This window comes from Pseudomonas sp. AF32 (genome assembly GCF_022342325.2).
Taxonomy (GTDB): domain Bacteria; phylum Pseudomonadota; class Gammaproteobacteria; order Pseudomonadales; family Pseudomonadaceae; genus Aquipseudomonas; species Aquipseudomonas uvaldensis.
Genome location: NZ_RQJK02000021.1, coordinates 46,228 through 71,414 on the forward strand (window position 1 = coordinate 46,228; position 25,187 = coordinate 71,414).

26 protein-coding genes are annotated in these 25,187 nt (G+C 61.8%); 13 read left to right on the plus strand and 13 right to left on the minus strand.

The features are described from left to right. Position 1: 1 nt before the first annotated feature. Complete coding sequence (locus EGM97_RS19415) at positions 2-859, minus strand: MurR/RpiR family transcriptional regulator (protein WP_238964467.1); 858 nt, start codon at positions 857-859, stop codon at positions 2-4. A gap of 299 nt (positions 860-1,158) precedes the next feature. Here EGM97_RS19415 and EGM97_RS19420 point away from each other — a divergent pair, with 299 nt between their 5' ends. Next, positions 1,159-1,737: a histidine phosphatase family protein gene (locus EGM97_RS19420; RefSeq protein WP_238964468.1), complete on the plus strand. Its 579-nt coding sequence runs from the start codon at positions 1,159-1,161 to the stop codon at positions 1,735-1,737. Further along, on the plus strand, positions 1,734-2,489 hold the full coding sequence (cobF, locus tag EGM97_RS19425; protein ID WP_238964469.1) for a precorrin-6A synthase (deacetylating): 756 nt from the start codon (positions 1,734-1,736) through the stop codon (positions 2,487-2,489). Before EGM97_RS19420 ends, cobF begins: the two co-directional genes overlap by 4 nt. 4 nt (positions 2,490-2,493) lie before the next feature. Here the strand turns inward: cobF and ftrA are convergent, their stop codons facing one another. Further along, entirely contained in the window at positions 2,494-3,468 is a 975-nt protein-coding gene (gene ftrA, locus EGM97_RS19430; RefSeq protein WP_238964470.1) for a transcriptional regulator FtrA, read from the minus strand. A 101-nt stretch (positions 3,469-3,569) separates the two neighbouring features. On the opposite strand from ftrA, the gene EGM97_RS19435 reads away from it, so the two are divergent. The 4 genes from EGM97_RS19435 (at position 3,570) to EGM97_RS19450 (ending at position 7,045) form a co-directional block, all read left to right on the plus strand. Continuing rightward, positions 3,570-4,004, plus strand: a complete 435-nt coding sequence (locus EGM97_RS19435) for a rhodanese-like domain-containing protein (protein ID WP_238964471.1) — start codon at positions 3,570-3,572, stop codon at positions 4,002-4,004. 264 nt (positions 4,005-4,268) lie between these two features. Beyond that, the gene (locus EGM97_RS19440) at positions 4,269-5,048 is read left to right on the plus strand and encodes an ABC transporter substrate-binding protein (protein ID WP_238964472.1); all 780 of its coding nucleotides are present in this window, start codon (positions 4,269-4,271) and stop codon (positions 5,046-5,048) included. Positions 5,049-5,151: 103 nt separating this feature from the next. Further along, positions 5,152-6,264 carry a succinylglutamate desuccinylase/aspartoacylase family protein gene (locus tag EGM97_RS19445; protein ID WP_238964473.1) on the plus strand — a complete coding sequence of 371 codons (1,113 nt, stop codon included), beginning with the start codon at positions 5,152-5,154 and terminating at the stop codon, positions 6,262-6,264. 64 nt (positions 6,265-6,328) lie between these two features. After that, positions 6,329-7,045 (plus strand): alpha/beta hydrolase, encoded by a 717-nt coding sequence (locus tag EGM97_RS19450; RefSeq protein WP_238964474.1) that lies wholly within the window; start codon positions 6,329-6,331, stop codon positions 7,043-7,045. A 154-nt stretch (positions 7,046-7,199) separates the two neighbouring features. On the opposite strand, the gene EGM97_RS19455 is transcribed toward EGM97_RS19450, so the two are convergent. Beyond that, complete coding sequence (locus EGM97_RS19455; protein WP_238964475.1) at positions 7,200-7,802, minus strand: DcrB/PsbP domain-containing protein; 603 nt, start codon at positions 7,800-7,802, stop codon at positions 7,200-7,202. Between the two features lie 87 nt (positions 7,803-7,889). Then, positions 7,890-8,174, minus strand: coding sequence for a hypothetical protein (locus EGM97_RS19460; RefSeq protein WP_238964476.1), 285 nt, complete (start codon positions 8,172-8,174; stop codon positions 7,890-7,892). A 159-nt stretch (positions 8,175-8,333) separates the two neighbouring features. On the opposite strand from EGM97_RS19460, the gene selD reads away from it, so the two are divergent. Both selD and mnmH read left to right on the plus strand, forming a co-directional pair. After that, entirely contained in the window at positions 8,334-9,368 is a 1,035-nt protein-coding gene (selD, locus tag EGM97_RS19465) for a selenide, water dikinase SelD (RefSeq protein ID WP_238964477.1), read from the plus strand. Next, positions 9,368-10,471: a tRNA 2-selenouridine(34) synthase MnmH gene (gene mnmH, locus EGM97_RS19470; protein ID WP_238964572.1), complete on the plus strand. Its 1,104-nt coding sequence runs from the start codon at positions 9,368-9,370 to the stop codon at positions 10,469-10,471. Before selD ends, mnmH begins: the two co-directional genes overlap by 1 nt. A 59-nt stretch (positions 10,472-10,530) precedes the next feature. Here mnmH and EGM97_RS19475 read toward each other — a convergent pair whose 3' ends face one another. Together EGM97_RS19475 and EGM97_RS19480 are read right to left on the minus strand one after the other, a co-directional pair. Next, on the minus strand, positions 10,531-11,583 hold the full coding sequence (locus EGM97_RS19475) for a permease (protein WP_238964478.1): 1,053 nt from the start codon (positions 11,581-11,583) through the stop codon (positions 10,531-10,533). Between the two features lie 90 nt (positions 11,584-11,673). Beyond that, the gene (locus EGM97_RS19480; protein ID WP_238964479.1) at positions 11,674-12,348 is read right to left on the minus strand and encodes a histidine phosphatase family protein; all 675 of its coding nucleotides are present in this window, start codon (positions 12,346-12,348) and stop codon (positions 11,674-11,676) included. Between the two features lie 359 nt (positions 12,349-12,707). On the opposite strand from EGM97_RS19480, the gene EGM97_RS19485 reads away from it, so the two are divergent. The 3 genes from EGM97_RS19485 (at position 12,708) to EGM97_RS19495 (ending at position 15,530) form a co-directional block, all read left to right on the plus strand. Beyond that, on the plus strand, positions 12,708-13,406 hold the full coding sequence (locus tag EGM97_RS19485; RefSeq protein ID WP_238964480.1) for a glutathione binding-like protein: 699 nt from the start codon (positions 12,708-12,710) through the stop codon (positions 13,404-13,406). Positions 13,407-13,414: 8 nt separating this feature from the next. Then, positions 13,415-14,260: a PhzF family phenazine biosynthesis protein gene (locus tag EGM97_RS19490; protein ID WP_238964481.1), complete on the plus strand. Its 846-nt coding sequence runs from the start codon at positions 13,415-13,417 to the stop codon at positions 14,258-14,260. Between the two features lie 175 nt (positions 14,261-14,435). After that, the gene (locus EGM97_RS19495; RefSeq protein ID WP_238964482.1) at positions 14,436-15,530 is read left to right on the plus strand and encodes a DUF1615 domain-containing protein; all 1,095 of its coding nucleotides are present in this window, start codon (positions 14,436-14,438) and stop codon (positions 15,528-15,530) included. Positions 15,531-15,593: 63 nt separating this feature from the next. On the opposite strand, the gene EGM97_RS19500 is transcribed toward EGM97_RS19495, so the two are convergent. Beyond that, entirely contained in the window at positions 15,594-15,989 is a 396-nt protein-coding gene (locus EGM97_RS19500) for a hypothetical protein (protein WP_238964483.1), read from the minus strand. A 197-nt stretch (positions 15,990-16,186) separates the two neighbouring features. On the opposite strand from EGM97_RS19500, the gene EGM97_RS19505 reads away from it, so the two are divergent. Further along, on the plus strand, positions 16,187-16,813 hold the full coding sequence (locus EGM97_RS19505) for a glutathione S-transferase family protein (RefSeq protein ID WP_238964484.1): 627 nt from the start codon (positions 16,187-16,189) through the stop codon (positions 16,811-16,813). A 15-nt stretch (positions 16,814-16,828) separates the two neighbouring features. On the opposite strand, the gene EGM97_RS19510 is transcribed toward EGM97_RS19505, so the two are convergent. The 5 genes from EGM97_RS19510 to EGM97_RS19530 all read right to left on the minus strand — a co-directional run bounded on the left by EGM97_RS19510 (position 16,829) and on the right by EGM97_RS19530 (position 20,819). Then, positions 16,829-17,365, minus strand: a complete 537-nt coding sequence (locus tag EGM97_RS19510) for a PqiC family protein (RefSeq protein WP_238964485.1) — start codon at positions 17,363-17,365, stop codon at positions 16,829-16,831. A 17-nt stretch (positions 17,366-17,382) separates the two neighbouring features. Further along, complete coding sequence (locus tag EGM97_RS19515; RefSeq protein WP_238964486.1) at positions 17,383-19,041, minus strand: PqiB family protein; 1,659 nt, start codon at positions 19,039-19,041, stop codon at positions 17,383-17,385. After that, positions 19,022-19,666 (minus strand): paraquat-inducible protein A, encoded by a 645-nt coding sequence (locus EGM97_RS19520; RefSeq protein WP_238964574.1) that lies wholly within the window; start codon positions 19,664-19,666, stop codon positions 19,022-19,024. Before EGM97_RS19520 ends, EGM97_RS19515 begins: the two co-directional genes overlap by 20 nt. An 11-nt stretch (positions 19,667-19,677) precedes the next feature. Continuing rightward, the gene (locus tag EGM97_RS19525; protein WP_238964487.1) at positions 19,678-20,274 is read right to left on the minus strand and encodes a paraquat-inducible protein A; all 597 of its coding nucleotides are present in this window, start codon (positions 20,272-20,274) and stop codon (positions 19,678-19,680) included. A gap of 104 nt (positions 20,275-20,378) precedes the next feature. Continuing rightward, the gene (locus EGM97_RS19530; protein ID WP_053154498.1) at positions 20,379-20,819 is read right to left on the minus strand and encodes a CBS domain-containing protein; all 441 of its coding nucleotides are present in this window, start codon (positions 20,817-20,819) and stop codon (positions 20,379-20,381) included. Positions 20,820-21,151: 332 nt separating this feature from the next. Between EGM97_RS19530 and EGM97_RS19535 the strand changes: the two genes are divergently transcribed. Then, positions 21,152-23,515 (plus strand): DNA polymerase II, encoded by a 2,364-nt coding sequence (locus EGM97_RS19535; RefSeq protein ID WP_238964488.1) that lies wholly within the window; start codon positions 21,152-21,154, stop codon positions 23,513-23,515. A gap of 143 nt (positions 23,516-23,658) precedes the next feature. Here EGM97_RS19535 and EGM97_RS19540 read toward each other — a convergent pair whose 3' ends face one another. Further along, positions 23,659-25,167 carry a tripartite tricarboxylate transporter permease gene (locus EGM97_RS19540; RefSeq protein WP_238964489.1) on the minus strand — a complete coding sequence of 503 codons (1,509 nt, stop codon included), beginning with the start codon at positions 25,165-25,167 and terminating at the stop codon, positions 23,659-23,661. Between the last annotated feature and the right edge of the window lie 20 nt (positions 25,168-25,187).

Consider the following 25,187-nt stretch of genomic DNA (forward strand, 5'->3'; position numbering starts at 1 on the left):
CTTATTTTTCCTCCAGCAGATGCGTGTTGAACTCTGTGCGCAAGGCGTCGATGCCTTCCAGGCGTTCGGCCAGCTCCGGGCATTGCAGGGTCAGGCAGGCGATCAGCGCCTCGACCTGGGCCAGGGCCGGGACCAGACTGTCGAACGCCGAGACCGACGATTCCACCGGTGCACTGATGATCAGGTCGGCCAGTTCGCGCAAGGGCGATGTGTAGATATCGCTGAACAACACGACCCTGGCGTGGCGCTCCTTGGCCGCATTGGCTACGCGCAAGGCTTGGGCCTGGTAGCGACGATAATCGAAGATCAGTACCACGTCCTGGCGCTGCACGTCGAACAGCCGGTCGGGCAATTGGGCGTTGTCCTCGAGGGCAAAACAGCCAGCGCGAAGCAGGCGCAGGTGGTTGAGCAGATACTGGGCGAGGAAACTGCTGAAGCGTCCGCCGAAGCAATGCACTTGATGCCGGTTGTCGAGAAGCCACTGCACCAGAATGCGCACATCTTCGGGCTGGGTCAGGGCCTGGGTTTCCAGGAGCGTCTGATGGCTGGCGGCCAGGTACTGGCTCCAGGTATCGCCCTGTTGCAGTTTGGCGCGGGGTTGCAGCAGTGTCCGGGGAGAACGCAGTCGATGATCCATGTCGACCAGTAGCGCATCCTGGAACTCGGCATAGCCACCGAACCCGAGTTTTTTCACCAGCCGCACGATGGTCGGGTCGCTCACGCCGGCATGGTCGGCCAGGCGCGACATCGGCCCCAGGCCGTTGCGTGGATAGTGATCGAGCAGAGCACGCACGACCTTGCGTTCCGACGGTGTCAAATCCAGACCGGGGTCGGTAATCAGGTCTCTAAGGGGGGGCATCCGTGCTCCTTGCCTGGATGGGTGTTGGATTTCTTTCATAACTCCTGAAAAGAGTATTTATGTAGCGGGTACTACATGTCCAGCGCTTTTTACGTTCCGTTTAAAATGCTCGAAAATGGTGCGAAACCCCTGTAGGACGGGGACTTGGTCGACCGGCATTTGTGTGTCAGCCAACGCTCCTTTTCATGTAAGAGATAACGTCACTTTGTCGCAGATATTTGATTTCATATAAGGTGTTGTACAAGAAACTGCCCCAGCATGGCCGTCCCTTTAATCCCTCCGGTTGCGTAGAGCCCTGTGTGCAAGCCACTCGTCTGACCCTGCTATGCCATGCCCGTACCGTCGCCCAGAAAGTGGCGCGTTTTGCCTTGGACGAACCGGTGGATACCGATTGGCTGTCCAGGCGCCCGGACGTTGGCCATGGCTTTGGCAATGTCCGGCAATTGCTTTGTGGTCCAGAGCTACGCACTCGCCAGACGGCGGCGCTGTACGGCGAAACCTTCCGGGTGGAGCACGCCCTGGCCGATTGTGATTTGGGGCAGTGGCGCGGTTTGTCTATCGACGAACTGCTCAAGGCCGAACCGCAGCGCTTGCAAGCCTGGCTGGACGATCCCGATGCAGCGCCCCATGGCGGCGAGTCCATCACCCGATTGTGTCGCCGTGTCGGAGACTGGCTGGCCAGCCTGGAAAACACCCCGGGAGATGTACTGGCTGTTACCCATCCGTTCGTGATCAGGGCGGCCCTGGTGAATGTCCTGCACTGTCCGGCGACCACCTTCAATCGCATCGACGTCGAACCGCTGTCCGCACTGGAGTTGCGGTTCAACGGCGTGTGGCGATTGCGCACCCTGGGGCCTGACGTGGAGCCAAACCCATGAAGAGATTGTTGGTCATCGGCATCGGTGCCGGCGATCCGGATCACCTGACGATGCAGGCCGTGAAAGCCTTGAACCGGGTGGATGTGTTCTTTCTCATGGACAAAGGGCCTGCCAAGCATGCCCTGGTGGATTTGCGGCGTGCAATCTGCGAGCGCTACATCGTCGATCACACCTACCGTTTCATCGAGGCTGAAAGCCCCGAGCGCCAACACGGCGACCTGGACTACACCCGCAGTGTCGAGGCACTGAACCGTGCCAAGCAGGCGACGTTCGAAAGGCTGATCGATGAAGAACTGTCTGATGGGCAGTGTGGCGGTTTCCTGGTGTGGGGCGATCCATCGTTGTATGACAGCACCGTGCGCATCCTCCAGGCGATTCTTGATTCGGGGCGCTGTGCCTTCGAATTCGAAGTGATCCCTGGCATCAGCAGTGTCCAGGCCCTCGCGGCCCGGCACAAGGTGCCGTTGAACGGCATTGGCGGTGCGCTGGAAATCACCACGGGACGCCGGTTGGCGAAGGCGCAGGTGGGGGACGGGGCCAGCGTGGTGGTGATGCTCGACGCGCAGGATGCGTACCGCCAGGTGAGCGACCCCGACACGCACATCTACTGGGGCGCCTATGTCGGTACGCCGGATGAAATCCTCATCGCGGGCCGGTTGGGGGAGGTGGCCGATGATATCGAACGTACCCGCAAGGCCGCGCGGCAGGCTAACGGCTGGATCATGGACACCTATTTGTTGCGTAAACCTTGAAGGTTCAGCGGGCCCGCCTCACACCCCGTCCAAACCGCTCCCGATACACCGACGGCGCCAACCCCACCACGCTTCGAAAAGCCACGCGAAAGCTTTCCACCGAGCGGTAGCCGCACAACTGGGCGATGTTGTCGGTGGTGTCTTCGCTGCTTTCCAGCAACTCGCGGGCCCGCGCCAGGCGCTCATGTTGCAACCAGGCCTTGGGTGACTGGCCGCAGGCCTGGGTGAAATGGCGCAGGAAAGTACGTTCGCTCATGGCGGCCTGACTGGCCAGTTCGCGTACGCCGAGGGGTTCATGGAGGCGTTCGCGGGCCCATTGCATCACGCGTGACAGATCACCACGGGGCGTGCGGCTGACCGGCGATGGAATGAATTGCGCCTGGCCGCCCGTGCGTTGCGGTGACATGACCAGCCGACGGGCCACCGCGTTGGCGACCTGGGCGCCGAAGTCCCGCGCCACCAGATGCAGGCAGGCATCGATGCCCGCCGCGCTGCCGGCCGAGGTGATGACCTGGCCGGAATCCACATACAGGACGTCCGGATCCACCAGGATGGCGGGAAAGTTCTCGGCCAGTTCATCGGTGTAGCGCCAATGGGTGGTGGCGCCCAACCCGTCGAGCAGGCCGGCAGCCGCCAGCACGAACGCCCCGGAGCAGATCGACAGCAGGCGCGCCCCTCGGGCGTGGGCGTTGCGCAGTGCGTCGAGCAAGGCCTCGGAAGGTGCTTCGCTGCGACTGCGCCAACCGGGGATCACGATCGTCCGGGCTGTCTCCAGCAGTTCCATCCCGCCATCGGTCAGGATCTGGAAACCACCCATGGCACGCATCGGGCCGTCATCGACCGCGACGATACGATGTTCATACCAGGGGAAATCGAATTCCGGTCGGGCCAGGCCGAATATCTCGACGGCGACGCCGAATTCGAACGTGCACAAGCCATCGTAGGCGAGGACGGCGACAAGGCCGGGGGAGGGCTGCATATGGCGGAAAATTCCCACAGAGTGTCTTACGGGCCACTGTAGCGGTTAGTATCAGACGGATAAAGTCTGCCTACGCCCTCATCCTCCATGGAGTACACCTGATGACCAGTCTGGTTAGTGAAGTACCGGCTGCCCCGTCCGACGTCGCCCTGCAGCACTTCAGCCGTCGTCTGACGTTCGAAACGGATTGTTCCGACGTCCATGCCAGCCAGCAGGCCGGGCAGGTCGATTTTGTTCTTCTGGACGTGCGCGGGCCGCTGGCGTATGAGCGAGGGCACGTGCCGGGGGCGGTCAACCTGCCAACCCGGTCGATTACCGCCCAGGCACTGTCGGTGTATCCGCCAGATACATTGTTCGTGGTCTATTGCGCAGGTCCGCACTGCAACGGCGCGAACAAGGCGGCGGTCCGTTTGGCGACCCTGGGTTACCCGGTCAAGGAAATGATCGGTGGCATCATGGGCTGGCTGGACGAAGGCTTTCGCCTGACCGGCTCGGTGGAGCGGGTGACGGATACGGCGATCGGCTGCGACTGCTGAGCCTTTTCTCTGTTTGACAGCCTTCGGTGGCAGGGGCCTCGCTCCCTTGCCACCACAGGTCCGTCAGGTCTTTCGTAAATCCGTAAGTCTGCGGACGAATCCGGGGCTTTCTGTAATTATTTGTCGCTTCAACATAATTTCCCGCCTGAGCACCCCTCTAGACTGCCGGCCACTTCGGTTTCGCCGACCTGGTGCTGCACCCCGGCAAGCCGTCGAATCTGCCCGATCCGTCAAAGAATAAAATCAGCGCACGCAGGAGAGTTCATGAAGAAGCTAGCAATGTTCGGTGCCCTGGCACTGTCCGTGTTGTCTCTGTCGGCCGTAGCCGAAGACGCCAAACCGATCCGCCTCGGGATCGAAGCCGGTTACCCACCCTTTTCGATGAAGACGGCCGACGGCAAGCTGGCCGGCTTCGACGTCGATATCGGTGATGCGTTGTGTGAGCAGATGAAGGTCAAGTGCATCTGGGTCGAACAGGAATTCGACGGCCTGATTCCGGCGCTGAAAGTGAAGAAAATCGATGCGATCCTGTCGTCCATGACCATCACCGACGATCGCAAGAAAAACGTCGATTTCACCATCAAGTACTACCACACCCCGGCGCGCTTCGTGATGAAGGAAGGCTCCGCGGTCAAGGATCCGCTGACCGAGCTCAAGGGCAAGAAAGTCGGCGTGCTGCGTGCCAGTACCCATGATCGTTTCGCCACCGAGGTGCTGGTGCCGGCGGGCATCGACCTGGTGCGCTACGGCTCCCAGCAGGAAGCCAACCTGGACATGGTCGCCGGCCGTCTCGACGCCATGCTGGCCGACTCGGTCAACCTCGATGAAGGTTTCCTGAAGACCGACGCCGGCAAAGGCTTCGCCTTCGTAGGCCCGACCTACGAAGATGCGAAGTATTTCGGTGGCGGCGCCGGCATTGCCGTGCGCAAGGGCGATACGGCCCTGGCCGAGAAATTCAATGCCGCCATCACCGAAATCCGCGCCAACGGCACGTACAAGAAGGTGCAGGACAAGTACTTCGCCTTCGACGTCTACGGGCATTAATCCCGCGGACGCCAAGGTGGCCCTCCGTTGACGCGGTCGGCCACCTTTTTCATGGGCGATTGTTTTACCCTGCGTCCTGAGCGCTTTCGTATTTGGAGATTTCATGCAACGCATCGACCATACCCTGCCATGGAGCCACCTGGGCACCGAGCGCCGGCTCAGTGTGTTTCGTTACGGCCACGGTCCACGCAAGGCCTACATTCAGGCCAGCCTGCACGCGGATGAATTGCCTGGCATGCGGACGGCCTGGGAGTTGAAACAGCGGCTCAACGAACTGGAAGCCCAGGGCCTGCTCAAGGGCGTGGTTGAGTTGGTGCCGGTGGCCAACCCCATCGGGCTGGACCAGCATCTGCAAAGCGCCCACATGGGGCGTTTCGAGCTGGGCAGCGGCAAGAATTTCAACCGCTCCTTTGTGGAGCTCAGCGCCCCGGTGGCGCAACGCATCGGCGACCGGCTGGCGGACGACCCGGCTGCCAATATCACCCTTATCCGCCAGACCATGACGCAGGTACTGGACGAACTGCCGGCACCCCCTTCGCAACTCGAAGCGCTGCATCGCCTGCTGCTGCGACACGCCTGCGATGCCGACATTACATTGGACCTGCACTGCGATTTCGAGGCGGTCATCCATTTGTACGCCTTGCCGCAACACTGGCCGCAATGGCGCTCCCTGGCGGCGCGGTTGAAGGCCGGCGTGGCACTGCTGTGCGAGGACTCGGGCGGCAGTTCATTCGATGAGTCCTGTTCATCGCCCTGGCTGCGACTGGCCAAGGCGTTTCCCGAGGCCGCGATCCCGCTGGCCAACCTGGCAACCACGCTGGAGTTGGGAAGCATGGGCGACACCCGAGTGGACCAGGCCCAGGCCAATTGCGAAGCCATTCTGGGGTTCCTCGCCGAGCAGGGTTTCATCGGCGGCGACTGGCCGGTGGCGCCTGCGCCCTGTTGTGAAGGGTTTCCGTTCGAAGGCACGCAATACCTGTTCGCACCGCACCATGGCGTGGTGAGCTTTCTGCGTGAGGCCGGTGAGTGGGTGGAGCGGGATGATCCGGTGTTCGAAGTGGTCGATCCGTTGAATGATCGGGTCACCACGGTACGGGCCGGCACTGCCGGTGTGTTGTTTGCCCTGGACCGCGGACGCTACACCCAGCCGGGTATCTGGCAGGCGAAAGTGGCCGGACCTGAACCGATTCGCAGCGGGAAATTGATCAACGACTGATAACTGCGGTCTACCTCACCGCACGGATATTGCCGTGCGGCTATCGAATGATGGAGGAAGATGGATGCTCAGAGCCCTTGCGCTGTTTCTGCTGCTGGTGTCTGCCGGGGCGCAGGCCCAACCCGCACTGCACACGGACCTGCCGCTCAACTACCTGGCGGACGCCGATGAGCAGGCGAGAGACCGGCCACTGGTGATTTTCCTGCACGGCTCCGGCAGCAACGAACAGGACTTGTTCGAGCTCAGGGAGGCGTTGCCCGAGCACTACAACTATCTCTCGGTGCGAGCGCCAAAAGTCATGGAGCCGGGCCATTACCAGTGGTTTGCAAAAAAGGGCGAGGGGGCTTATGACGGCGACACCTCGGACTTGAAAGCCAGCGGCCAGCTACTGCTGGATTTCATCGAAAAGGCGCGGGCCAAATACCCGACCGACGCCGGTAAGGTGTTTCTGGTGGGCTTCAGCCAGGGGGCGATGATGAGTTATGAAGTGGCCCTGCGACACCCCGATGCCGTCGGTGGCATCGCCGCGATGGGCGGGCGGGTCCTGTCCGCGCTGCGGGCCGAACTGACCCCCGACGAGTCGCGCCGGGCGCTGGCCGTGTTCATCGGCCACGGCACGGCTGACCCGATCATCCCCTACCATGACGGCACCGAGGCCAATACATTCCTGAAAACCCTGGCCCTGGAACCTGAATTCCATGCCTACCCGGGTGTTGGTCACAGCATTAGCGCCCTGGAGGTGAAGGATCTGCGGGCCTGGCTGGAACGGCTCAATCCCTGAATGAATGACGGTGGTACAGTCAACATCGTCGCCAACTGCCCCACCGCTATCGCGAGCAGGCTCGCTCCCACACAGGGTGCGGGTGACCACTGAATGTGTATTCACCACCGTCCCATTGTGGGAGCGAGCCTGCTCGCGATGGACGCGACGCGGTTCATTTGCCGGACGACGATTTTCCACCGGCTATCTGCTTCACCAATGCCTCATGACCTTCCTTGTCACTGGCCCTGGAAATGATCTGCACCACCGCCATGCGCGTGCCGGAGGCACCCAGCAGCGTGGTGTCGAGCGTCGGTCCGCCGCCCTGGGTGGCGCGGGTATCGAGCTGACGCAAACCCAGGCCGGTACTTTTCAGGGTCAGGCTTTTTTCACTCAGGATCCTGGCATCCGGCAAGGCTTGGGTTCGTTGGGCTGCGTAGTCAGCCATGGTTGCGTCAAGAAACGCACCGTCGTCGTCCTTCACGTTCGCGCCGTTGATAATGGTGTTTTCAGCAGTGATCACCACGGTTTTGCGGGTGGCGTTGCTGTACATCGTGCCGGACGCCCCCGCTGTGCCTTGGGCCGCCTCACCAGCAGGCAGCGGGGTGACAGTGAAGCCCTTTGGCAGGGTGAAGGTAAACTTCCCGCCCAGCATCGAGACTTTCCGGGCCGGCAAATCACCGTCGGTTTTGGGTTGGGCCGAATGGGCAGGCACCATGACCAGGCCTGCGATAGCCGTCAGAAACAGCGCGGCGGTGTGTTTACTCAGCAATGACATCGAAACTCTTCCCGTGAGGCGCGTGAAGCGCCAATCATCCCACGGGCAATCACCCGGCTCCAGCAGTGTCCGGCAGGCTTGAGTACCTCAGTCCGGTTCTACGTCCAGTTGCAGAGTGTCGTCGGCCAGGCGCTCAATGCGTCGGACAATGCCACTGATCTTCCGGCCTTCGGCCCTGAACACGACGATCTGGGCTTTTTCCAGATCCTCGGGCAGTGGTGGCTGCACGCGCAGCGCGAACCATGGCGGCTCATCGTCGTCGAGGCGCATGATGTGGAAGTGGCATTCGACGCTTTTGGTTTCTCGACCGAACAAGGTATCGAGACCGTAGTCAAGGTGTGTGCCGTGGTCGGTTGCAGGGGGCAGGGACATCGCAATCTCCTGGCTGAATGCGCGACTGATGTTCAAGTGATTCTCAGCGTGAAGGAAAATTCCCTTTGGTAAGGTCCAAGGGCTGCGCCATCGGTGCAAGCGCTGAAGCATCGGCGTTACTGCTAGAATCGCCCACCTTGACTTACGAGAGGTATGCCCATGAGCGAGCCTATTCGCCTCACCCAGTACAGCCACGGCGCCGGTTGCGGTTGCAAGATTTCACCCCAGGTACTGGAAGTGATTCTGGCCGGCAGCGGCGCGCAGAATCTTGATCCCAGGCTGTGGGTCGGTAACGCCTCCCGGGACGATGCTGCGGTATACGCCATCGATGAGGAGCGCGGGGTGGTGTCGACCACTGACTTTTTCATGCCGATCGTCGACGATCCGTTCGATTTCGGTCGTATCGCCGCCACCAATGCCATCAGCGACATCTACGCGATGGGCGGCGATCCGTTGATGGCGATTGCGATTCTCGGCTGGCCCGTCAACGTACTGGCTCCGGAAATCGCCCGGGAGGTGATTCGCGGTGGTCGGTCGGTGTGTGATGAAGCAGGCATACCACTGGCGGGCGGTCATTCGATTGACGCCCCCGAGCCGATTTTCGGCCTTGCCGTCACGGGGCTGGTGAGCAAGCGGCACATGAAGCGCAACGACACCGCCACCGCCGGCTGCCTTCTTTACCTGACCAAGCCCCTGGGCATCGGCATCCTGACCACGGCGGAAAAGAAGGGCAAGCTGCGCACCGCCGACGTGGGACTGGCCCGTGATTGGATGTGTACCCTCAATAAACCCGGCAGCCGCTTCGGCAAGCTCGACGGTGTGACGGCGATGACTGACGTCACCGGCTTCGGCCTGCTTGGGCATCTCGTGGAAATGGCCGATGGCAGCGGCCTCACGGCACGCATCCGCTACGACGCCGTGCCACGCTTGCCGGGTGTCGAGTATTACCTCGACCTGGGCTGCGTGCCGGGCGGCACGTTGCGTAACTACGACAGCTACGCCAGCAAGGTCGGTCGGGTCCAGGAACTGCACAAGCGTGTGTTGTGCGATCCGCAGACCAGTGGCGGGTTGTTGATTGCGGTCAGCCCCGAGGGCAACGAGTCGTTCCTGGCGATGGCCGCCGAGCTGGGCCTTGCGCTGGAACCGATTGGCGAGCTGGTCGAGCGACAGACCAACGCGGTCGAGGTGTCATGATGGCCAATGACATTACCGATTACCGCGAGATTTTCCTCAACGACCGGCCGATGATGGATACCCGCGCGCCCATCGAATTTCACAAGGGGGCGTTCCCCGGCGCGGTCAACCTGCCGCTGATGACGGACATCGAACGGCAGCGGGTCGGTACCTGCTACAAGCAGCAAGGCCAACAGGCGGCCATTGTGCTGGGGCATCAATTGGTGTCCGGTGAGATCAAGGCGCAACGCATCCAGGCCTGGGCCGAGTTCGCCCAGGCTCACCCGGACGGCCTGCTGTATTGCTTCCGGGGTGGTTTGCGCTCGCAGATCGTCCAGCAATGGCTCAAGGACGAAGCGGGTATCGAATATCCCCGGGTTGGCGGCGGCTACAAGGCCATGCGTACCTTCCTGCTGAACACTGTCGAACAGGCAGTTGCCCAGTGCGATCTGGTGTTGCTGGGCGGCATGACGGGCACCGGCAAGACGGAGGTCCTGACCCAGTTGAACAACGGCCTCGACCTGGAAGGCTTCGCCAATCACCGCGGTTCAAGCTTCGGCAAACGTGCTACCGGACAACCTTCGAACATCGATTTCGAGAACCGCCTGGCGGTGGACGTGCTGAAAAAGCGCGCCGCCGGCATCGAGCAGTTCGTGGTCGAGGACGAAAGTCGTGCAGTCGGCAGCTGTGCCTTGCCGTTGCCGTTGTACCAGCGCATGCAGCAGGTTCCGATGGTCTGGCTTGAAGACAGCGTGGAGCGGCGGGTCGAGCGGATCTTGCGGGACTACGTCATCAACCTGAGTGCCGAGTTTGTCGCGGTACACGGCGATGAGGGGTTTACGTTGTTCTCCGAGCGGTTGCTGGCGAGCCTGGACAATATCCATAAGCGCCTGGGCGGTGACCGCCATCGGCGCTTGATGACGATCATGGAAGCCGCCCTGGCCGAGCAGGCCGATAGCGGTGCCGTCGACCTTCATCGTGGCTGGATCGAAGGTCTGCTGCGTGAATACTACGACCCGATGTACGCATTCCAGCGGGAAAAGAAGGGCAGGCGGATCGAGTTTTCCGGCGAGCAGGCCGCTGTGCTGGAATACCTGCGTGAGCGAGCGGCCCGGACAAAGTGAGCAAGCTCAACTCCCACATCGACGGAGGTAGGAGTCCTGCCAAGGGGGCGATAGATGCCTTAAAGCAGCACTGCCCCGATCAACCCGAAGACGATGCCTACCAGGATGGTCAGCAGCGCCACGGTCACCAGCACCCGGGCGTCGAAATCCTTGCGCAACATCAGCAATGACGGCAGGCTGATGCTCGGCAGGGTCATCAACAATGCCACGGCCGGTCCGGTGCCCATGCCCAGGGACATCATGGTCTGGACAATAGGGATCTCTGCCGCGGTCGGTATCACGAACAGCGTGCCGACAATCGCCAGCGGTACCAGCCACACCAGACTGTCGGCCATGGCGCCGTCGACATGAGGAAACAGCCAGACCCGCGCCGCGCCCAGTACCAGCACGGCCAGCACATAGACCGGGATGGTGCTCCAGAACAATTGCCATAAGGTCCGGGCCCAACGGGCCAGGAAGGGTTGCGCATCGACCACCCTGGCCTCGGTCACCGCTTCCACCGCCGCTTCGGGCAGGACCTCCGGTCGTGCGATGCGCTGTGCCACCATCGACACGCCAAACACCAGCACGATACCCGCCACCAGGCGCAGGGCGGTGAAGCCCCAGCCCAGCACGAACCCCATGAAGACCAGGGTCGCGGGGTTGAGTACCGGGTTACCGATCCAGAAAGCCAGCGCCGCGCCCACCGAGACGTTCTGCCGGCGCATGCTGGCCGCCACCGGCGCCGCGCAACATGAGCACATCATGCCGGGCAGGGCGAACAGCCCGCCGCGCAAGGTCGAGGCAAAGCCGGCCTGGCCGAACAGGCGTAACAGCCAGTCGCGGGGGATCAGCACCTGCAACAGGGAGCCGAGGATCACCGCCAGCACGGCAGCTTTCCAGATGGCCAGGAAATACACCTTGGCGTAGGCCAGTGCCGCCATCAGCGGCGCGGTCTGGGCATCGTTGAGAATCGAGTTGCCGATGGTGTGGCTATCGGCGGCGACGAACGCCTTCAGATAATAGGGCGACCATTTGACATAGTAGAGCCCGACAACGGCCACGAGCAGGAACAGGGCGGGTTTCCACCAGAACGACCAGCTCCGGTCGTGGGTGGCAGAGATTGGAGACATGAAAAGCGTCCGGTCAGCTGGAGAGTGGACGCATCATACCTCAGCCTGCCCTGTCCGTGATCTGCCCGGCCTGTAGGAAGTGCCGACAGGTCAGGTCGGACAGGTTTCCTGCCCGTCGTCGAGGCCTTGCTTGTAGGTCCGGCTGGAGAGGCTGGCCTTGCCGTTGTGCCAGGTCAGCGTCAGCACGTACAGCGAATCGAAATCCCCCGACGCCCAGTCTTCGGTGATGGTCTGCTTCTTGCCCACGGCTTCGCCGGCGACCTTGTTGATCAGTTCCGGCAGATAGCCATGTGACCAGGCCGTGTAGATAGTGGCGTTGTGGTATTTGTCTTCCAGCAGTTCATTGGCGAGGTCACTGGTGTCATTGGCCGAATATTCGATATTGACGGGAAGCCCGAGCTTGATGGCGCTGGGACTGATGGTCATCAGCGGACGAATATAGCTGTATGAATTATCCAGCTCACCCTCTTCGACGTTGCGGGTCGGATTGGCCGCGAACACGTAGTCGGCCTTGCCGAATTTTTCCGGCAGCAGGGTAGCCAGATCGATGGCGCGATTAAGTCCTCGGCAGTTGAGCTGGCCCAGGCCGCCGGCGGGTTTCTCGGCGTGGCGCAGGAACACCAGGGTCTGGACGCCATCCACCGGCTGGGCGCGGCTGACACTGGACTCCAGTGACAACACCAGACCGCAGGCTACCAGCAGTGTCGGTAGCATCAGCCATGAACGGGGTTTGAAGCGTCTGGCGAAATTCAGTGGCTTGATCATTGATAGTAGTCTTCGGCTGTCTCGAATCGAACATCGAGTCAGGCTGACAAACCCTGGCACCGCGAAGCGTTTGGCCTCGGGTGTTTTCCCTGTCGTTACGCCCGCTTCGATTCCTCGGGGCATTGCTCAGAGTCCTCTGAAGCCCTTTGGTTCGATCCTGCGGCGGCTTCTTCCATGAGATGGGATGAACGTTAGCGACAGGATGTTGCGAAATTAAGAAGCGTCGGTGTGAATCCCATGACGGTTGCATAGGGACCGGAGCCCGTCATCGACGACGAGCCGGGCGAGGAAACCTCTGATGCCTCCAGGGCGATCCTGAATTATGCTCCATCCTTTTCCAGTCGCTGTGGAGCCCTCCCGTGCCCAACCTGACCTCATTCCCCATCACCCAGAAATGGCCCGCCCAATATCCCGAGTGGATCCAGCTCTATTCCCTGCCAACCCCCAACGGGGTAAAGGTCTCGATCATGCTGGAGGAGATCGGCCTGCCTTACGAGCCCCATAAAGTGGACTTCGGCAGCAACGACCAGTTCTCTCCCGAGTTCCTGTCCCTGAACCCCAACAACAAGATTCCGGCGATCCTCGACCCCCATGGGCCTGGAGACCAGCCGTTGGCGTTGTTCGAGTCCGGCGCGATTCTGATTTATCTCGCGGACAAGAGCGGTCAGTTACTGGCCCAGGAGTCGGCAGCGCGCTACGAGACGATTCAGTGGCTGATGTTCCAGATGGGCGGGATCGGGCCGATGTTCGGGCAGTTGGGCTTCTTCAACAAGTTCGCCGGCAAGGACTACGAGGATAAGCGGCCTCGTGATCGCTATGTCGATGAGAGCAAGCGCCTGCTCAAGGTGCTCGACGGTCGTCTGCAAGGACGGGACTGGATCATGGGCGAGCGCTACACCATTGCCGATATCGCCACGTTCCCCTGGGTGCGCAACTTGATCGGCTTCTATGAGGCGGCTGATCTGGTGGGCATCCAGCATTTCCCGAATGTAACGCGGGTGCTGGAGCGCTTTCTGGCGCGACCGGCAGTGATTCGCGGACTGAAGATTCCGGAGTGAACACCCCCATGGCCCGCCGATTCGATTTCAAGCAACTGGATGTGTTCAGCGAAGTGCCACTCAAGGGCAATCCATTGGCCGTGGTGCTGGGGGGCGACGGGCTCAGTGAGGAGCAAATGATCGCGTTTGCCAATTGGACGAATCTCAGCGAAACCACTGTTTTGCTGGAGCCTCGGCATCCGGAGGCGGATTACCGGGTCCGGATTTTTACCACCTCGACCGAGCTGCCCTTTGCCGGCCATCCGACGCTGGGCAGTTGCCATGCCTGGCTGGAAGCGGGAGGCGTGCCGAAAGGGCAGGAGATCGTGCAGGAGTGCGGTATTGGCCTGGTCAGAATTCGTCGCAGCGAACACGGCTTGGCGTTCCTGGCGCCGCCCTTGATCAAATCCGGTCCGCTGCCTGCGGACATGCTTGAGCGGGTGCGTAACGGGCTCGGGCTGGCGGCCGAAGCGATCGTCGAGGCGCAATGGGTCGACAACGGTGCCGGTTGGCTGGCCCTGATGCTCAGGAACCGGCAACAAGTCTTGACCCTCAAGCCCGATTATCACCAATTGCTGGATCTGGCCGTGGGCGTCGTGGCGCCCTGGGACCCGGTCGTCGATGGTGTCGACGCGCAATTCGAAGTCCGGGGTTTCATTGCCGGCGACGGAATGCCGGAGGACCCGGCCACCGGCAGCCTGAACGCGGGCCTTGCCCAATGGATGCTTGCCAAGGGGCTGGCACCGTCGTCTTATGTGGTCAGCCAGGGGTTGACCATGGGCCGGGCCGGGCGAATTCATGTGGACCAAGTGGGTGAGGAAGTCTGGATTGGCGGCGCGGTGGTGACCTGCATCGATGGCTCGCTGACTTTGTGAGCCGGGAGTCTGCGAACACACGAAACCCAATATGGGAGCGAGCCTGCTCGCGATTGCGGTGGGTCAGTTGCATCGATGTTGAATGTGCCCCCGTCATCGCGGCCAGTTCAGCCTTGCTCCCACATGTCCACCACAGGGTGTCTGGCCACAGAAATAACAAAACTGTTGGAGTTTTATGCGATTCAATCGAGGGTTGATCGGTCTGTTTTCCCTGCTGGCCCTGGCCGGTTGCGGCACTCGTCAGGCCCAGGAGCCTGAACGCCAGCCAGCGCAGGTCAAGGCGCAGATCGTTCAGTTGCTGCCCGCCAGGACGGTAGACCGAGAGGGCTGGGCCACTGATATATACGTTGCGTTTGCCGCACAGCAGATCCCGCCCACCACACAGAATATCTGCTCGGTGCTGGCGGTGACCGAACAAGAGTCCACTTTCCAGGCCGATCCGACGGTGCCGGGGTTGGGCAGGATTGCCCGCCAGGAAATCGACCGGCGCGCGGCGAAGCTGCACATCCCCAATGTATTGGTCAGCGGCGCGCTCCAGGTGCGTTCACCCAATGGCAAGAGCTATGCCGACCGGCTCAACGGGGCGCGCAGCGAGAAGGAACTGAGCGGCATCTTCGATGATTTCATCGGTATGGTGCCATTGGGCAAGACGCTGTTCGATGGCTTCAACCCGGTGCATACCGGCGGGCCGATGCAAGTCAGCATTGCCTTTGCCCAGGCCAACGCCCGTAACTACCCCTACACGGTGGACGGCTCGATTCGTCGCGAAGTGTTCAGTCGTCGAGGCGGCATGTATTTCGGCATCGCTCATTTGCTGGGATACCCGGTGAGCTACACCGAACCGCTGTACCGTTTTGCCGATTTCAATGCCGGCTGGTATGCCAGTCGCAACGCGGCATTCCAGCACGCGGTGAGTCGCGCCTCAGGGATTTCCCTGGCATTGGACGGCGACCTGATCCTGCATGATTCGATCATGCCCGGCAGCACCGAACTGGCGGTGCGCACGCTGGGTAAATCCTTGGGGATGCGTAATCCGACCATCCGTGACCAGTTGGAGTTGGGCGACAGCCTGGCGTTCGAAGACAGCAAACTTTACAAGCGGGTGTTCGAACTGGCCGAGAAAGCCGAAGGTAAACCGTTGCCCCGAGCGGTGTTGCCGGGCATTGTGCTCAAGAGTCCGAAAATCACACGCAAGTTGACCACGGCTTGGTTTGCCAAGCGGGTGGATGAGCGTTACCAGCGATGCATGAGCCGTGCATCACGATCATGAAAAAGCCCGGCGGGTTAGGCCGGGCTTGTATTGGGACGCTTTCGGGTGTTGCGGTTAGAAAACTCATACGCGGTTCTGCGGCAGACGGTCGGAACCCCCTTCAGCTACACGATTCTCGATCAGGCGGTCAGAGCCACCTTCGGCAACGCGATTCTCGATCAGGCGGTCAGAGCCACCTTCGGCAACGCGATTCTCGATCAGGCGATCAGAGCCACCTTCGGCAACGCGATTCTCGATCAGGCGATCAGAGCCACCTTCGGCAACGCGTTTTTCGATCAGACGATCAGAGCCATCTTGTGCAACACGTTTCTCCATCAGGCGGTCGGAACCCCCTTCGGCGACGCGTTGTTCGATCAGTCGATCAGAGCCATCCTGGGCGACGAGCGGATGGGAGGAGGCGGCAAATACGTTAGCGGCCAGAACCGAGAAAGCGAGGCTGAGGATGATTTGGCGTTTCATGATGGTGTGCTCCGGGGTGTTGTGGGTTGGTGTAGCGCCATTGTTGCGCCGGGCAATCATCAAGAGAACTTCATTGACGTGATGGTGAACATCGACGGCAGTGATAGCTGATTGTGGGGAGTGGCCTGTCGTCCATCGGACGGAACATCGACCAACCGCCGGGTTCTATCGTTTGAACCCAACAGGGAGGCTGGCTTATGTACCAGTTATTCGGCCACAGACAATCCGGCTCCTCGGCCGTGGAGATTGCGTTGTGCCTGTGCGGCGTGCCCTATCGCCGGATCGATGCCTACTCGACCGAAGACAGCGAGGCAGCGACAGAACTCGAGGCGTTGAACCCACTGAAACAAGTCCCGACCCTGCAGCTGCCGGACGGCTCGGTGTTGACCGAAGCCGCGGCCATACTGATTCATCTGGGGTTGACCTTTCCTGCGTCGAAGTTGTTGCCGGACGATCCCGGGCAGCGCGCACAAGCCATACGGGGTCTGGTCTACATCGCCGCCAATTGCTATACACCCATCGGCATCATCGATTTTCCGGAGCGTTGGCTGGAGGCGGACGACGCCACCCTGCAGCAGTTGGTGTCGGGCACGAAGCAACGGCTGTACCGCAACTGGGCGTTGTTTGCCGATCAATTCCCGGCACAACCCTTCCTGAGCGGCGACGAACCCGGCGCCCTGGATATTCTCGCCGCTGTCATCACCAAATGGGTTGGAACGCGAGAGGCCATGCTCAGCGCGCGGCCAGACTTCCATAGTGTGCTGGAGCGTATCGACCAGCACCCGCGGATCGCGCCAGTGTTGTCGCAGCACTGGCCGTCGTAGGCGCGGCCGAAAGGATCATGGGCAGGTTTTACGGGCAGCGGTCCGGACAACCAGGTCGGCGAATTGCCGCACGTTGGTCTGATGGGCTGTCACCAAATCGTCGAGGGCGCCTGATGCCGGTGTTTGCAGTGTGCTGCGGCAGGTGAGGGGAGAGGCTTCGTTGCCAAGGCTACGCATGCGCCATTGCACATCCATACGGGCATAACGGCCAGGGATCGAGTCGAAACGCTGCACATCCACGCGCAACAATAATCGGGCAGCCCCAGGGTTGCTCAGTTGTTCCTCCAGACTGCTGCGCAGCTCATCCGCGAGGCTGGCACCCCACCATTCGGTTTCCAGGATGACCAGGCCACTGTTGCCTTGGCGTATGACCATCTGGGGGCGATCCACCTGGGGTGGAACGCTCACTTGCTCGATCCGGATGTCGACGTTGGCGGGTGGTTGGCTCGCCGGTTGGGCCGGGCTCAAGGTGTGGTAATGGACCGGATCGCTGCGGCAGGCACCGAGCAGCAGCAGGGCGGCAATCAGGGCGGATTTCAGCATCGACGGCATGGGGCGGGCTCCTGTGATCATTCGTCCACCGGGAATGTGAGGTTCTGCGCCGGAGCGTCCTTGGGACGGCCGCGAAGCAGCGATTCAGGATGGCGGCTCAGGTAGTCGGACAGTTCACGCAGCGAACGTGACATGCGGCCCAGATCGTCGAGCGTCTGGGTCAGTTGTTCGCGCTGCGGCGAATCTTCGGCCAGGGTCGAGTTGGCCGATTGCAGGGTCTTGCTGACGTCCTGCAAGGTGTTCTGCACCCCCGGCAGGGTCTTGCTGTTGAACTGCGTCAGGCCTTTGCGCAACTCCACCAGGTTGCCATCCAGGTTGCTGGCGATGCTTTCCAACGGCAATTTGTTGATCCGCTCGACCACCGACTGCAGTTGCTCCTGCAACTGCTGCAGGCTTCCCGGGATGGTTGGGATACGGACAGGACGGGCATTCGGATCGAACGCGACTTTTTCGGCCTTGGGGTAGAAATCCAGGGCAATGTACAACTGTCCGGTCAGCAGACTGCCGTTACGCGCTTGGGCACGCAGACCCCGCTCGACGAAACTGCCCATCAGACGGGCCGAGGCGGCTTCGTCCTCCGGGTCGTGATTGAGCGCCTTGAGCAATTTCTCGTGGGCTTTACCCAGCCGCTGGGGATAGATCACAACGCCGACGTTGATCGGGAAATTGCGCTGTTTCTCGTCAAAATCCAGATTGATAGCCACCACCCGACCCACCTCTACGCCCAGGAATTCGACCGGTGCGCCGACCCGCAATCCACGTAATGCCTGATCGAAACGAAGCGCAAGGTATTGTGCCTTGCCGTTGGGTGGCGCCAGGGCACTCTGCTCATCGGCGAACAGTTCGAAGGTCTTGTCCTCGCTGGCGGAGGTGTCGTTGGGGCTGTATTCCGGGGCCCGAAACGCGATACCGCCCAACAGCAGCGCCGAGAGCGATTCGGTCTTGACGGCAAATCCGTTGGCGCCGACGTTCAGGTCCACGCCGCTGACGTTCCAGAACCGGGTGTTTTCGGTGACGTACACATCGTTGGGCGCGTTGATGAACACGTCGATATTGACGCCTTTGCCGTCGGCGTCCAGCCCGTAGGAAACGACCTGGCCCACCGGGATCTTGCGCAAGTACACGGGGGAACCGATGTCCAGGGAACCGAGGTCCTGGGAATGGAGGGTGAAGCGTTTGCCCGGTTCGCCGTAGGTGATCGGCGGTGGGGCCTCCAGGCCAGTGAACGACTTGGCGCGCACCTTGGACTGGCCGGCATCGGCGCCGATGAAATCGCCGGAGAGCAGGGTGTCGATCCCGGAGATGCCGCCAGCGCCGATGCGCGGCCGTACCACCCAGAACACCGAGTCCTCGTGCGTGAACGTGTCGGCGGTCTTGGCGAGCTTGACCGTCGCGGTGACGTTTTTCTGATCGTCGCTCAGTTGCACGTCGGTGACCTGGCCAATCACCACGTTGCGATATTTCACCTGGGTCTTGTTGGCGGTCAGGCCCTGGCCGGTCTTGAAGGTAATGGTGATGGTCGGCCCCTCCTGCAGCCAGTTATTGACCACCAGGGACAACCCCACCAGCACCGCAATGATCGGCACCACCCACACCAGCGACACCGTCCAGCGGCGGCTGGTGACATGGGCGCGGCCCGGTAACGGTTTGTGTCCGTCAGTGGCTTGTGACTTCATCCGTGGCCTCCTCGGATGGTGGGGTGTCCCAGATCAACCGTGGGTCGAAACTCATGGCCGACAGCATGGTAAACAGCACCACGAGACCAAAGAACAGAATCCCCGGTCGTGGTTCGATATCGCTCAGTGCCTGGAATTTCACCAGGGCCGCCACCAGGGCCACCACCAGCACGTCGAGCATCGACCAATAGCCGATGACTTCCACCAGCCGGTAGAGCTTCGCCCGCTGGAGCTGGGCCCAGGTGCTGCGCCGCTGGACGGTCACCAGCAGCAGGGTCAGAACCACGAACTTGATGCCCGGCACCGCGATACTGGCGATGAAGATAATCAGGGCGATGTCCCAGGCCCCGCTATGCCAGAACTCGATAACACCGCTGATGATGGTGCTGTCGGCGCCGTCGCCGAGCATCTGCGTGTTCATCACCGGAAGCAGGTTGGCTGGAATATAGAACACCAGCGCGGCCAGCATATAAGCCCAGGTGCGAGTGATGGGATCGGGTTTGCGTCGATGCAGGACGGCGTCGCAACGGGGGCACGTCTGGGGTTCGTGGGTCATGTCGCAGGCCAGGCCGCAGCCATGGCACAGGCACAGGTTCAGGTCGCTGGCCTGGGGTGGGGTGCCCAGCGGCTCGCCGTTCACAGGGTGTCCCAGAGGTCGCGGACGTCGCGCCCGGCAATCCGGATCATCAGCAGGCTCAAGGCCGCCAGGGCGAACAGGCCGATGCCGGGCAGCACGTCCAGCAGCCCGGCGAGCTTGATCACCGCCACCAGGGCCCCCAGCAGACAGACCTCCAGCATGCTCCACGGCCGCAGGGTTTCCAGGCTGCGCATGCACAGGTTGAACCCCGGCGCCCGCCGGTTGCCGTAGGCGTGGCCCAACACCCAGAGCAGAAGCACCAGTTGCAGAGCCGGCGCGATGATGATTGCCACGGCGGCGACCAGCGCGATGAAAGTGATCGGCCCCTGGCTCAGCGCCACGATGGAGTCCCACAGCGTGGCGCTGTTGCTCAGGCCTTGGAAGTGGATATTCATCACCGGATAGACATTGGTGAAGGCCCACAGCACGGCGGCCGTCACGCTCAGGGCGAGGCGCTTTTCGATGGTCAGGCCGTTGTAGCGCTGAATCACCGCATGGCATCGCACGCACGAGGCTTTCTGGTGCGCCATGAGTACGACCGGCTCGTACACCGCATCGCAATGCTCACAGATGATCAGTCGGTCGGTATCGGCCATGGGGATGCTCGGCAGGACAACCCCTTCAATATAGAAGTCCGTCGAGAATGAGCAACCTGTCTGACGGGCCGCGTGAGAATTCACCTCACACGGCCCGGGATCGATCATTCTCCGCGGATGTATTGCTCCAGTTGCCGGATCAGGTCGGCTTGTTCGGCGATGGCTTCCTTGACCAGGTCACCGATGGACAGCAGGCCGACCAGCTTGCCGTCTTCCACCACCGGCAAGTGGCGCAGGTGTTTTTCGGTCATGATGCTCAGGCAGGTCTCGACGTTCTGGTGCGGGTCGATCGTGATCACGGGCGATACCATGATCTCGCTGACGCGCGTGCCCACCGACGAGCGACCATGCAGGACCATTTTGCGGGCATAGTCGCGCTCGCTGATGATGCCCAGCACTTCATCATTTTTTACCACCAGCAAGGCACCGACATTCTTTTCGGCCATGCGCATCAGCGCCTGCAACACCATGTCGTCCGGTGAGACGGTGTGTACTTGCTGGTTCTTCTCGTCTTTCATCCGGAGCAACTGTGCGACGGTTTTCATGAAGGGCCTCGGGTGTGTTTTTGCGGGTGGTAAAAGAATCGTAGACCCAACGGCACAGAGCAAGCGGTAAAGCGGCGGCCAGTCGTCCAAAAGCGCCATCGGTAGCGAATTTACCCCGATTCTGCGCCATACATTTTGTGGCGAGGGGATTTATCCCCGCTGGGGTGCGAAGCAGCCCCAAGACAGTCAACTTAATCTGTCTGATGCACCGAGGTGTCAGGATTCAGGGCTGCTCCGCAGCCCAGCGGGGATGAATCCCCTCGCCACAGGTCACTGCTTGCCTGGGAGATGGCGGTAGAATCACCCCTTACCCAAGATTTGAGGTCACCGCGGTGGATCTACAACAGGGCTTCGTCCTGACCCGGCATTGGCGCGATACTCCTGCGGGCACCGAAGTCGAGTTCTGGCTGGCCACCGATGCCGGGCCACAGCGCGTGCGCCTGGCGGTGCAGCCGTCGGTGGCGTTCGTGCCGCAGATCCAGCGCGGCCAGGCACAAGCGTTGTTGCAGGGAGAAAAAGACGTCGAGTTGCGTCCCCTCGACCTGCTGGACTTCGAGCATCGTCCGGTGCTGGGCCTGTATTGCCGCCAGCACGCTCAGCTGATGCGGCTGGACACCACCCTGCGCCGGGCCGGGGTAGAAGTGTTCGAGGCTGATATCCGACCGCCGGAGCGTTACCTGATGGAGCGCTTCATCACCGCGCCGGTCTGGTTCGGCGGCACCCCCGCCGCCGACGGCCTGCTGCTCGACGCCCAGATGAAACCCGCCCCCGACTATCGACCGGCGTTGCGCCTGGTGTCCCTGGACATCGAAACCACCGCCCAGGGCGAGTTGTATTCCATTGCCCTGGAGGGCTGCGGTGAGCGTCAGGTGTACATGCTCGGCCCGCCCAATGGCGATGATAGCGGCGTGGATTTCCAGCTCGAATACTGCGAGTCCCGCACTTTGCTGCTGAAAAAACTCAACGACTGGTTCGCCCGTTTCGATCCTGACGCGATCATTGGCTGGAACCTGGTGCAGTTCGATCTGCGCGTGCTGCACGAACACGCCCGGCGCCTGGCGGTACCGTTGCGCCTGGGACGCGGGGGTGAAGAGATGCAGTGGCGCGAGCATGGCGCACGCAACAACCATTTCTTCGCCTCGGCGGCCGGACGGCTGATCATCGACGGCATCGAGTCCCTGCGTTCGGCGACGTGGAGTTTCCCTTCGTTCAGCCTGGAAAACGTCGCCCAGACCTTATTGGGGGAAGGTAAGTCCATCGACAACCCCTACCAGCGCATGGACGAAATCAACCGCATGTTCGCCGAGGACAAGCCTGCCCTGGCTCGCTATAACCTCAAGGACTGCGAGCTGGTGACGCGTATTTTCGCCAAGACCGAACTGCTCAAGTTCCTGTTGGAGCGAGCCAGCGTCACCGGCCTGCCGGCGGATCGCAGCGGGGGTTCAGTGGCTGCGTTCACGCATTTGTACATGCCGCTGATGCACCGCCAGGGGTTCGTTGCGCCGAATCTTGGTCAACGCCCGCCCCAGGCCAGCCCGGGCGGTTTTGTCATGGACTCTCAGCCGGGGCTCTACGAATCGGTGCTCGTTCTGGACTACAAGAGCCTGTATCCATCGATCATCCGCACCTTTCTCATCGATCCGGTGGGCTTGATCGAAGGCTTGCGTCACCCGGACGACCGCGAGTCGGTACCCGGTTTTCGCGGCGCTCGGTTCTCGCGCACGCGGCATTGCCTGCCGTCCATCGTGGCACGGGTCGCCGAAGGCCGGGAAACCGCCAAGCGTGAGCGCAATGCGCCGCTGTCCCAGGCCCTGAAGATCATCATGAACGCCTTCTACGGCGTGCTCGGTTCCAGTGGCTGTCGCTTCTTCGATCCGCGGCTGGCCTCGTCCATTACCTTGCGCGGCCACCAGATCATGCAGCAGACCCGGCAGTTGATCGAAGCCCGGGGGCATGTGGTGATCTATGGTGACACCGATTCCACGTTCGTCTGGCTGCGCCGTGCCCACGGCGAGGAAGAGGCGGCCGGCATCGGCCGCGAACTGGTGGCGTACGTCAACCAGTGGTGGCGCGAATACGTGCACGAAGAATTTGGGTTGGAGAGCGCCCTGGAGTTGCAGTTCGAAACCCATTTCAAACGCTTCCTGATGCCGACGATCCGGGGTGCCGAAGAGGGCAGCAAGAAGCGTTACGCCGGGCTGGTGACCCGCGACGACGGCAGCGACGAAATTGTCTACAAGGGGCTGGAGGCCGTGCGCACCGACTGGTCGCCGTTGGCCCGGCAATTCCAGCAGGAGTTGTATGAGCGGATCTTCCACCGCAAGCCTTACCAGGACTACGTGCGCGACTACGTGCACCAGACCCTCGCCGGGGCGTTCGATGATCGGCTGATCTACCGCAAGCGCCTGCGCCGGCCCCTGGACGACTACGAGCGCAACGTTCCACCCCATGTGCGGGCGGCGCGGATTGCCGACGAGTTCAACCAGCGCCAGGGCCGTCCACGGCAATACCAGAGCGGCGGCTGGATCAGTTACGTCATCACCGTCGCCGGCCCCGAGCCGCTGGAAACCCGCAGCGCGCCCATCGATTACGACCACTACGTGACCAGGCAGCTGCAACCGGTGGCGGATGCGATCCTGCCGTTCGTGGGGGATGATTTCCTGACCCTGGTGGGTGGGCAGATGGGGTTGTTCTGAGGGACCTTGATCCGACTCAAGACATACGGGGGGAGCTTCTGTGGGAGCGAGCCTGCTCGCGATGACGGCGGAACATTCAGCATCGACGTTGCTTGACCCACCGCCATCGCGAGCAGGCTCGCTCCCACAGGTGTTTCCGCTGGTCAATCATCCTCGTGCAGGCGAATACCCCGCCGGTGAAGCAGATGAGGCACCACCAGCACCAGCAACGTCAGCCCCAGAAACGTGGCCGAAATGGGTTCGGTCAGGAACACCGTCCAGTCGCCCTGGCTGATGGATAACGCGTTGCGCAGCTGTTTCTCCGCCATCGGCCCCAGCAGCATGCCAACGATGACAGGCGCGACGGGAAAATCGAAACGCCGCATCAGCACGCCGGCCCAACCGATCGCCAGCATCAGCATCAGGTCGAACGAGGAATGGCGCATGCCGTACACGCCAATGGAGGCAAACACCAGGATGCCCGCATTGAGGTAGGGCCGTGGGATCTGCAGCAGCTTCACCCAGAGACCCACCAGCGGCAGGTTAAGCACCAGCAGGATCAGGTTGCCGATGTACAGCGATGCCACCAGCGTCCAGACCAACTCACCCGACGTCTGGAACAGCATCGGGCCCGGTTGCAGGTTGTAGTTCTGAAAGGCCGCCAGCAGTATCGCCGCCGTGGCCGAAGTGGGAATGCCAAGGGTCAGCAGCGGTACCAGGGAGCCTGTGGCGCTGGCGTTATTGGCCGCTTCCGGGCCCGCCACGCCTTCGATGGCGCCCTTGCCCCTGCTGGCGGCGAATTCTTCCGGGTGCTTGCTCAACTTGCGCTCGGCCGAATAGGACAGGAAGGTCGGGATCTCGGCGCCACCAGCGGGAATGGAACCAAAGGGAAAGCCGATCATCGTTCCGCGTATCCAGGCGGGAACGGAGCGTTTCCAGTCGGTACGGGTCATCCACAACGAGGTCATCCGATGCCGTCCGGTCGTTTCTTCCCCTTGGTAGAGCAGGCTGTACAACGCCTCGGCCACGGCAAACAAGCCAACCGCCACCAGCACCACTTCAATGCCGTCCACCAACTCGGGCACACTCAGGGTGTAGCGGGCGATGCCCGAGGTGGAGTCCAGGCCGATCAAGCCGATGGTCAAGCCGATGCCCAGGGACGCGAAGCCGCGCAGCATGGACGCGCCCAGGACCGCCGACACCGTGGTGAACGACAGCACCAGGATGGCAAAGTACTCCGCCGGCCCGAATCTGAGGGCCAGCGTCGCGACGAGGGGGGCGAACAGGGTCAGCAAGAGGGTGGCGACCGTGCCGGCCACGAACGAGCCGATGGCAGCCGTCGCCAGGGCAGGCCCAGCGCGGCCGTTGCGGGCCATGAGGTTGCCTTCCAGGGCCGTGATCATCGACGACGACTCGCCCGGCGTATTGAGCAGGATGGAGGTGGTCGAGCCGCCGAACTGGGCGCCGTAATAGATCCCGGCGAACATGATCAAGGCGCCGGTCGGGTCGACCTTGGCGGTGATCGGCAGCAGCAACGCCACCGTCAATGCCGGTCCGATCCCCGGCAACACACCAATGGCGGTGCCGAGCAAACAACCGATGAAGCCCCATAGCAGGTTGATCGGATCCAGCGCCGAAGCAAAACCCGAAGCCAGGTTCAAGAGAATGTCCACTGCATGATCTCCTTCGACCC

Coding starts and splice junctions, on each gene's coding strand:
- EGM97_RS19415 (WP_238964467.1), bottom strand. CDS start 859: ATGCCCCCCCTTAGAGACCTGATTACCGACCCCGGTCTGGATTTGACA.
- cobF (WP_238964469.1), top strand. CDS start 1,734: ATGAAGAGATTGTTGGTCATCGGCATCGGTGCCGGCGATCCGGATCAC.
- ftrA (WP_238964470.1), bottom strand. CDS start 3,468: ATGCAGCCCTCCCCCGGCCTTGTCGCCGTCCTCGCCTACGATGGCTTG.
- EGM97_RS19435 (WP_238964471.1), top strand. CDS start 3,570: ATGACCAGTCTGGTTAGTGAAGTACCGGCTGCCCCGTCCGACGTCGCC.
- EGM97_RS19440 (WP_238964472.1), top strand. CDS start 4,269: ATGAAGAAGCTAGCAATGTTCGGTGCCCTGGCACTGTCCGTGTTGTCT.
- EGM97_RS19445 (WP_238964473.1), top strand. CDS start 5,152: ATGCAACGCATCGACCATACCCTGCCATGGAGCCACCTGGGCACCGAG.
- EGM97_RS19450 (WP_238964474.1), top strand. CDS start 6,329: ATGCTCAGAGCCCTTGCGCTGTTTCTGCTGCTGGTGTCTGCCGGGGCG.
- EGM97_RS19455 (WP_238964475.1), bottom strand. CDS start 7,802: ATGTCATTGCTGAGTAAACACACCGCCGCGCTGTTTCTGACGGCTATC.
- EGM97_RS19460 (WP_238964476.1), bottom strand. CDS start 8,174: ATGTCCCTGCCCCCTGCAACCGACCACGGCACACACCTTGACTACGGT.
- selD (WP_238964477.1), top strand. CDS start 8,334: ATGAGCGAGCCTATTCGCCTCACCCAGTACAGCCACGGCGCCGGTTGC.
- mnmH (WP_238964572.1), top strand. CDS start 9,368: ATGGCCAATGACATTACCGATTACCGCGAGATTTTCCTCAACGACCGG.
- EGM97_RS19475 (WP_238964478.1), bottom strand. CDS start 11,583: ATGTCTCCAATCTCTGCCACCCACGACCGGAGCTGGTCGTTCTGGTGG.
- EGM97_RS19480 (WP_238964479.1), bottom strand. CDS start 12,348: ATGATCAAGCCACTGAATTTCGCCAGACGCTTCAAACCCCGTTCATGG.
- EGM97_RS19490 (WP_238964481.1), top strand. CDS start 13,415: ATGGCCCGCCGATTCGATTTCAAGCAACTGGATGTGTTCAGCGAAGTG.
- EGM97_RS19495 (WP_238964482.1), top strand. CDS start 14,436: ATGCGATTCAATCGAGGGTTGATCGGTCTGTTTTCCCTGCTGGCCCTG.
- EGM97_RS19500 (WP_238964483.1), bottom strand. CDS start 15,989: ATGAAACGCCAAATCATCCTCAGCCTCGCTTTCTCGGTTCTGGCCGCT.
- EGM97_RS19505 (WP_238964484.1), top strand. CDS start 16,187: ATGTACCAGTTATTCGGCCACAGACAATCCGGCTCCTCGGCCGTGGAG.
- EGM97_RS19510 (WP_238964485.1), bottom strand. CDS start 17,365: ATGCCGTCGATGCTGAAATCCGCCCTGATTGCCGCCCTGCTGCTGCTC.
- EGM97_RS19515 (WP_238964486.1), bottom strand. CDS start 19,041: ATGAAGTCACAAGCCACTGACGGACACAAACCGTTACCGGGCCGCGCC.
- EGM97_RS19525 (WP_238964487.1), bottom strand. CDS start 20,274: ATGGCCGATACCGACCGACTGATCATCTGTGAGCATTGCGATGCGGTG.
- EGM97_RS19530 (WP_053154498.1), bottom strand. CDS start 20,819: ATGAAAACCGTCGCACAGTTGCTCCGGATGAAAGACGAGAAGAACCAG.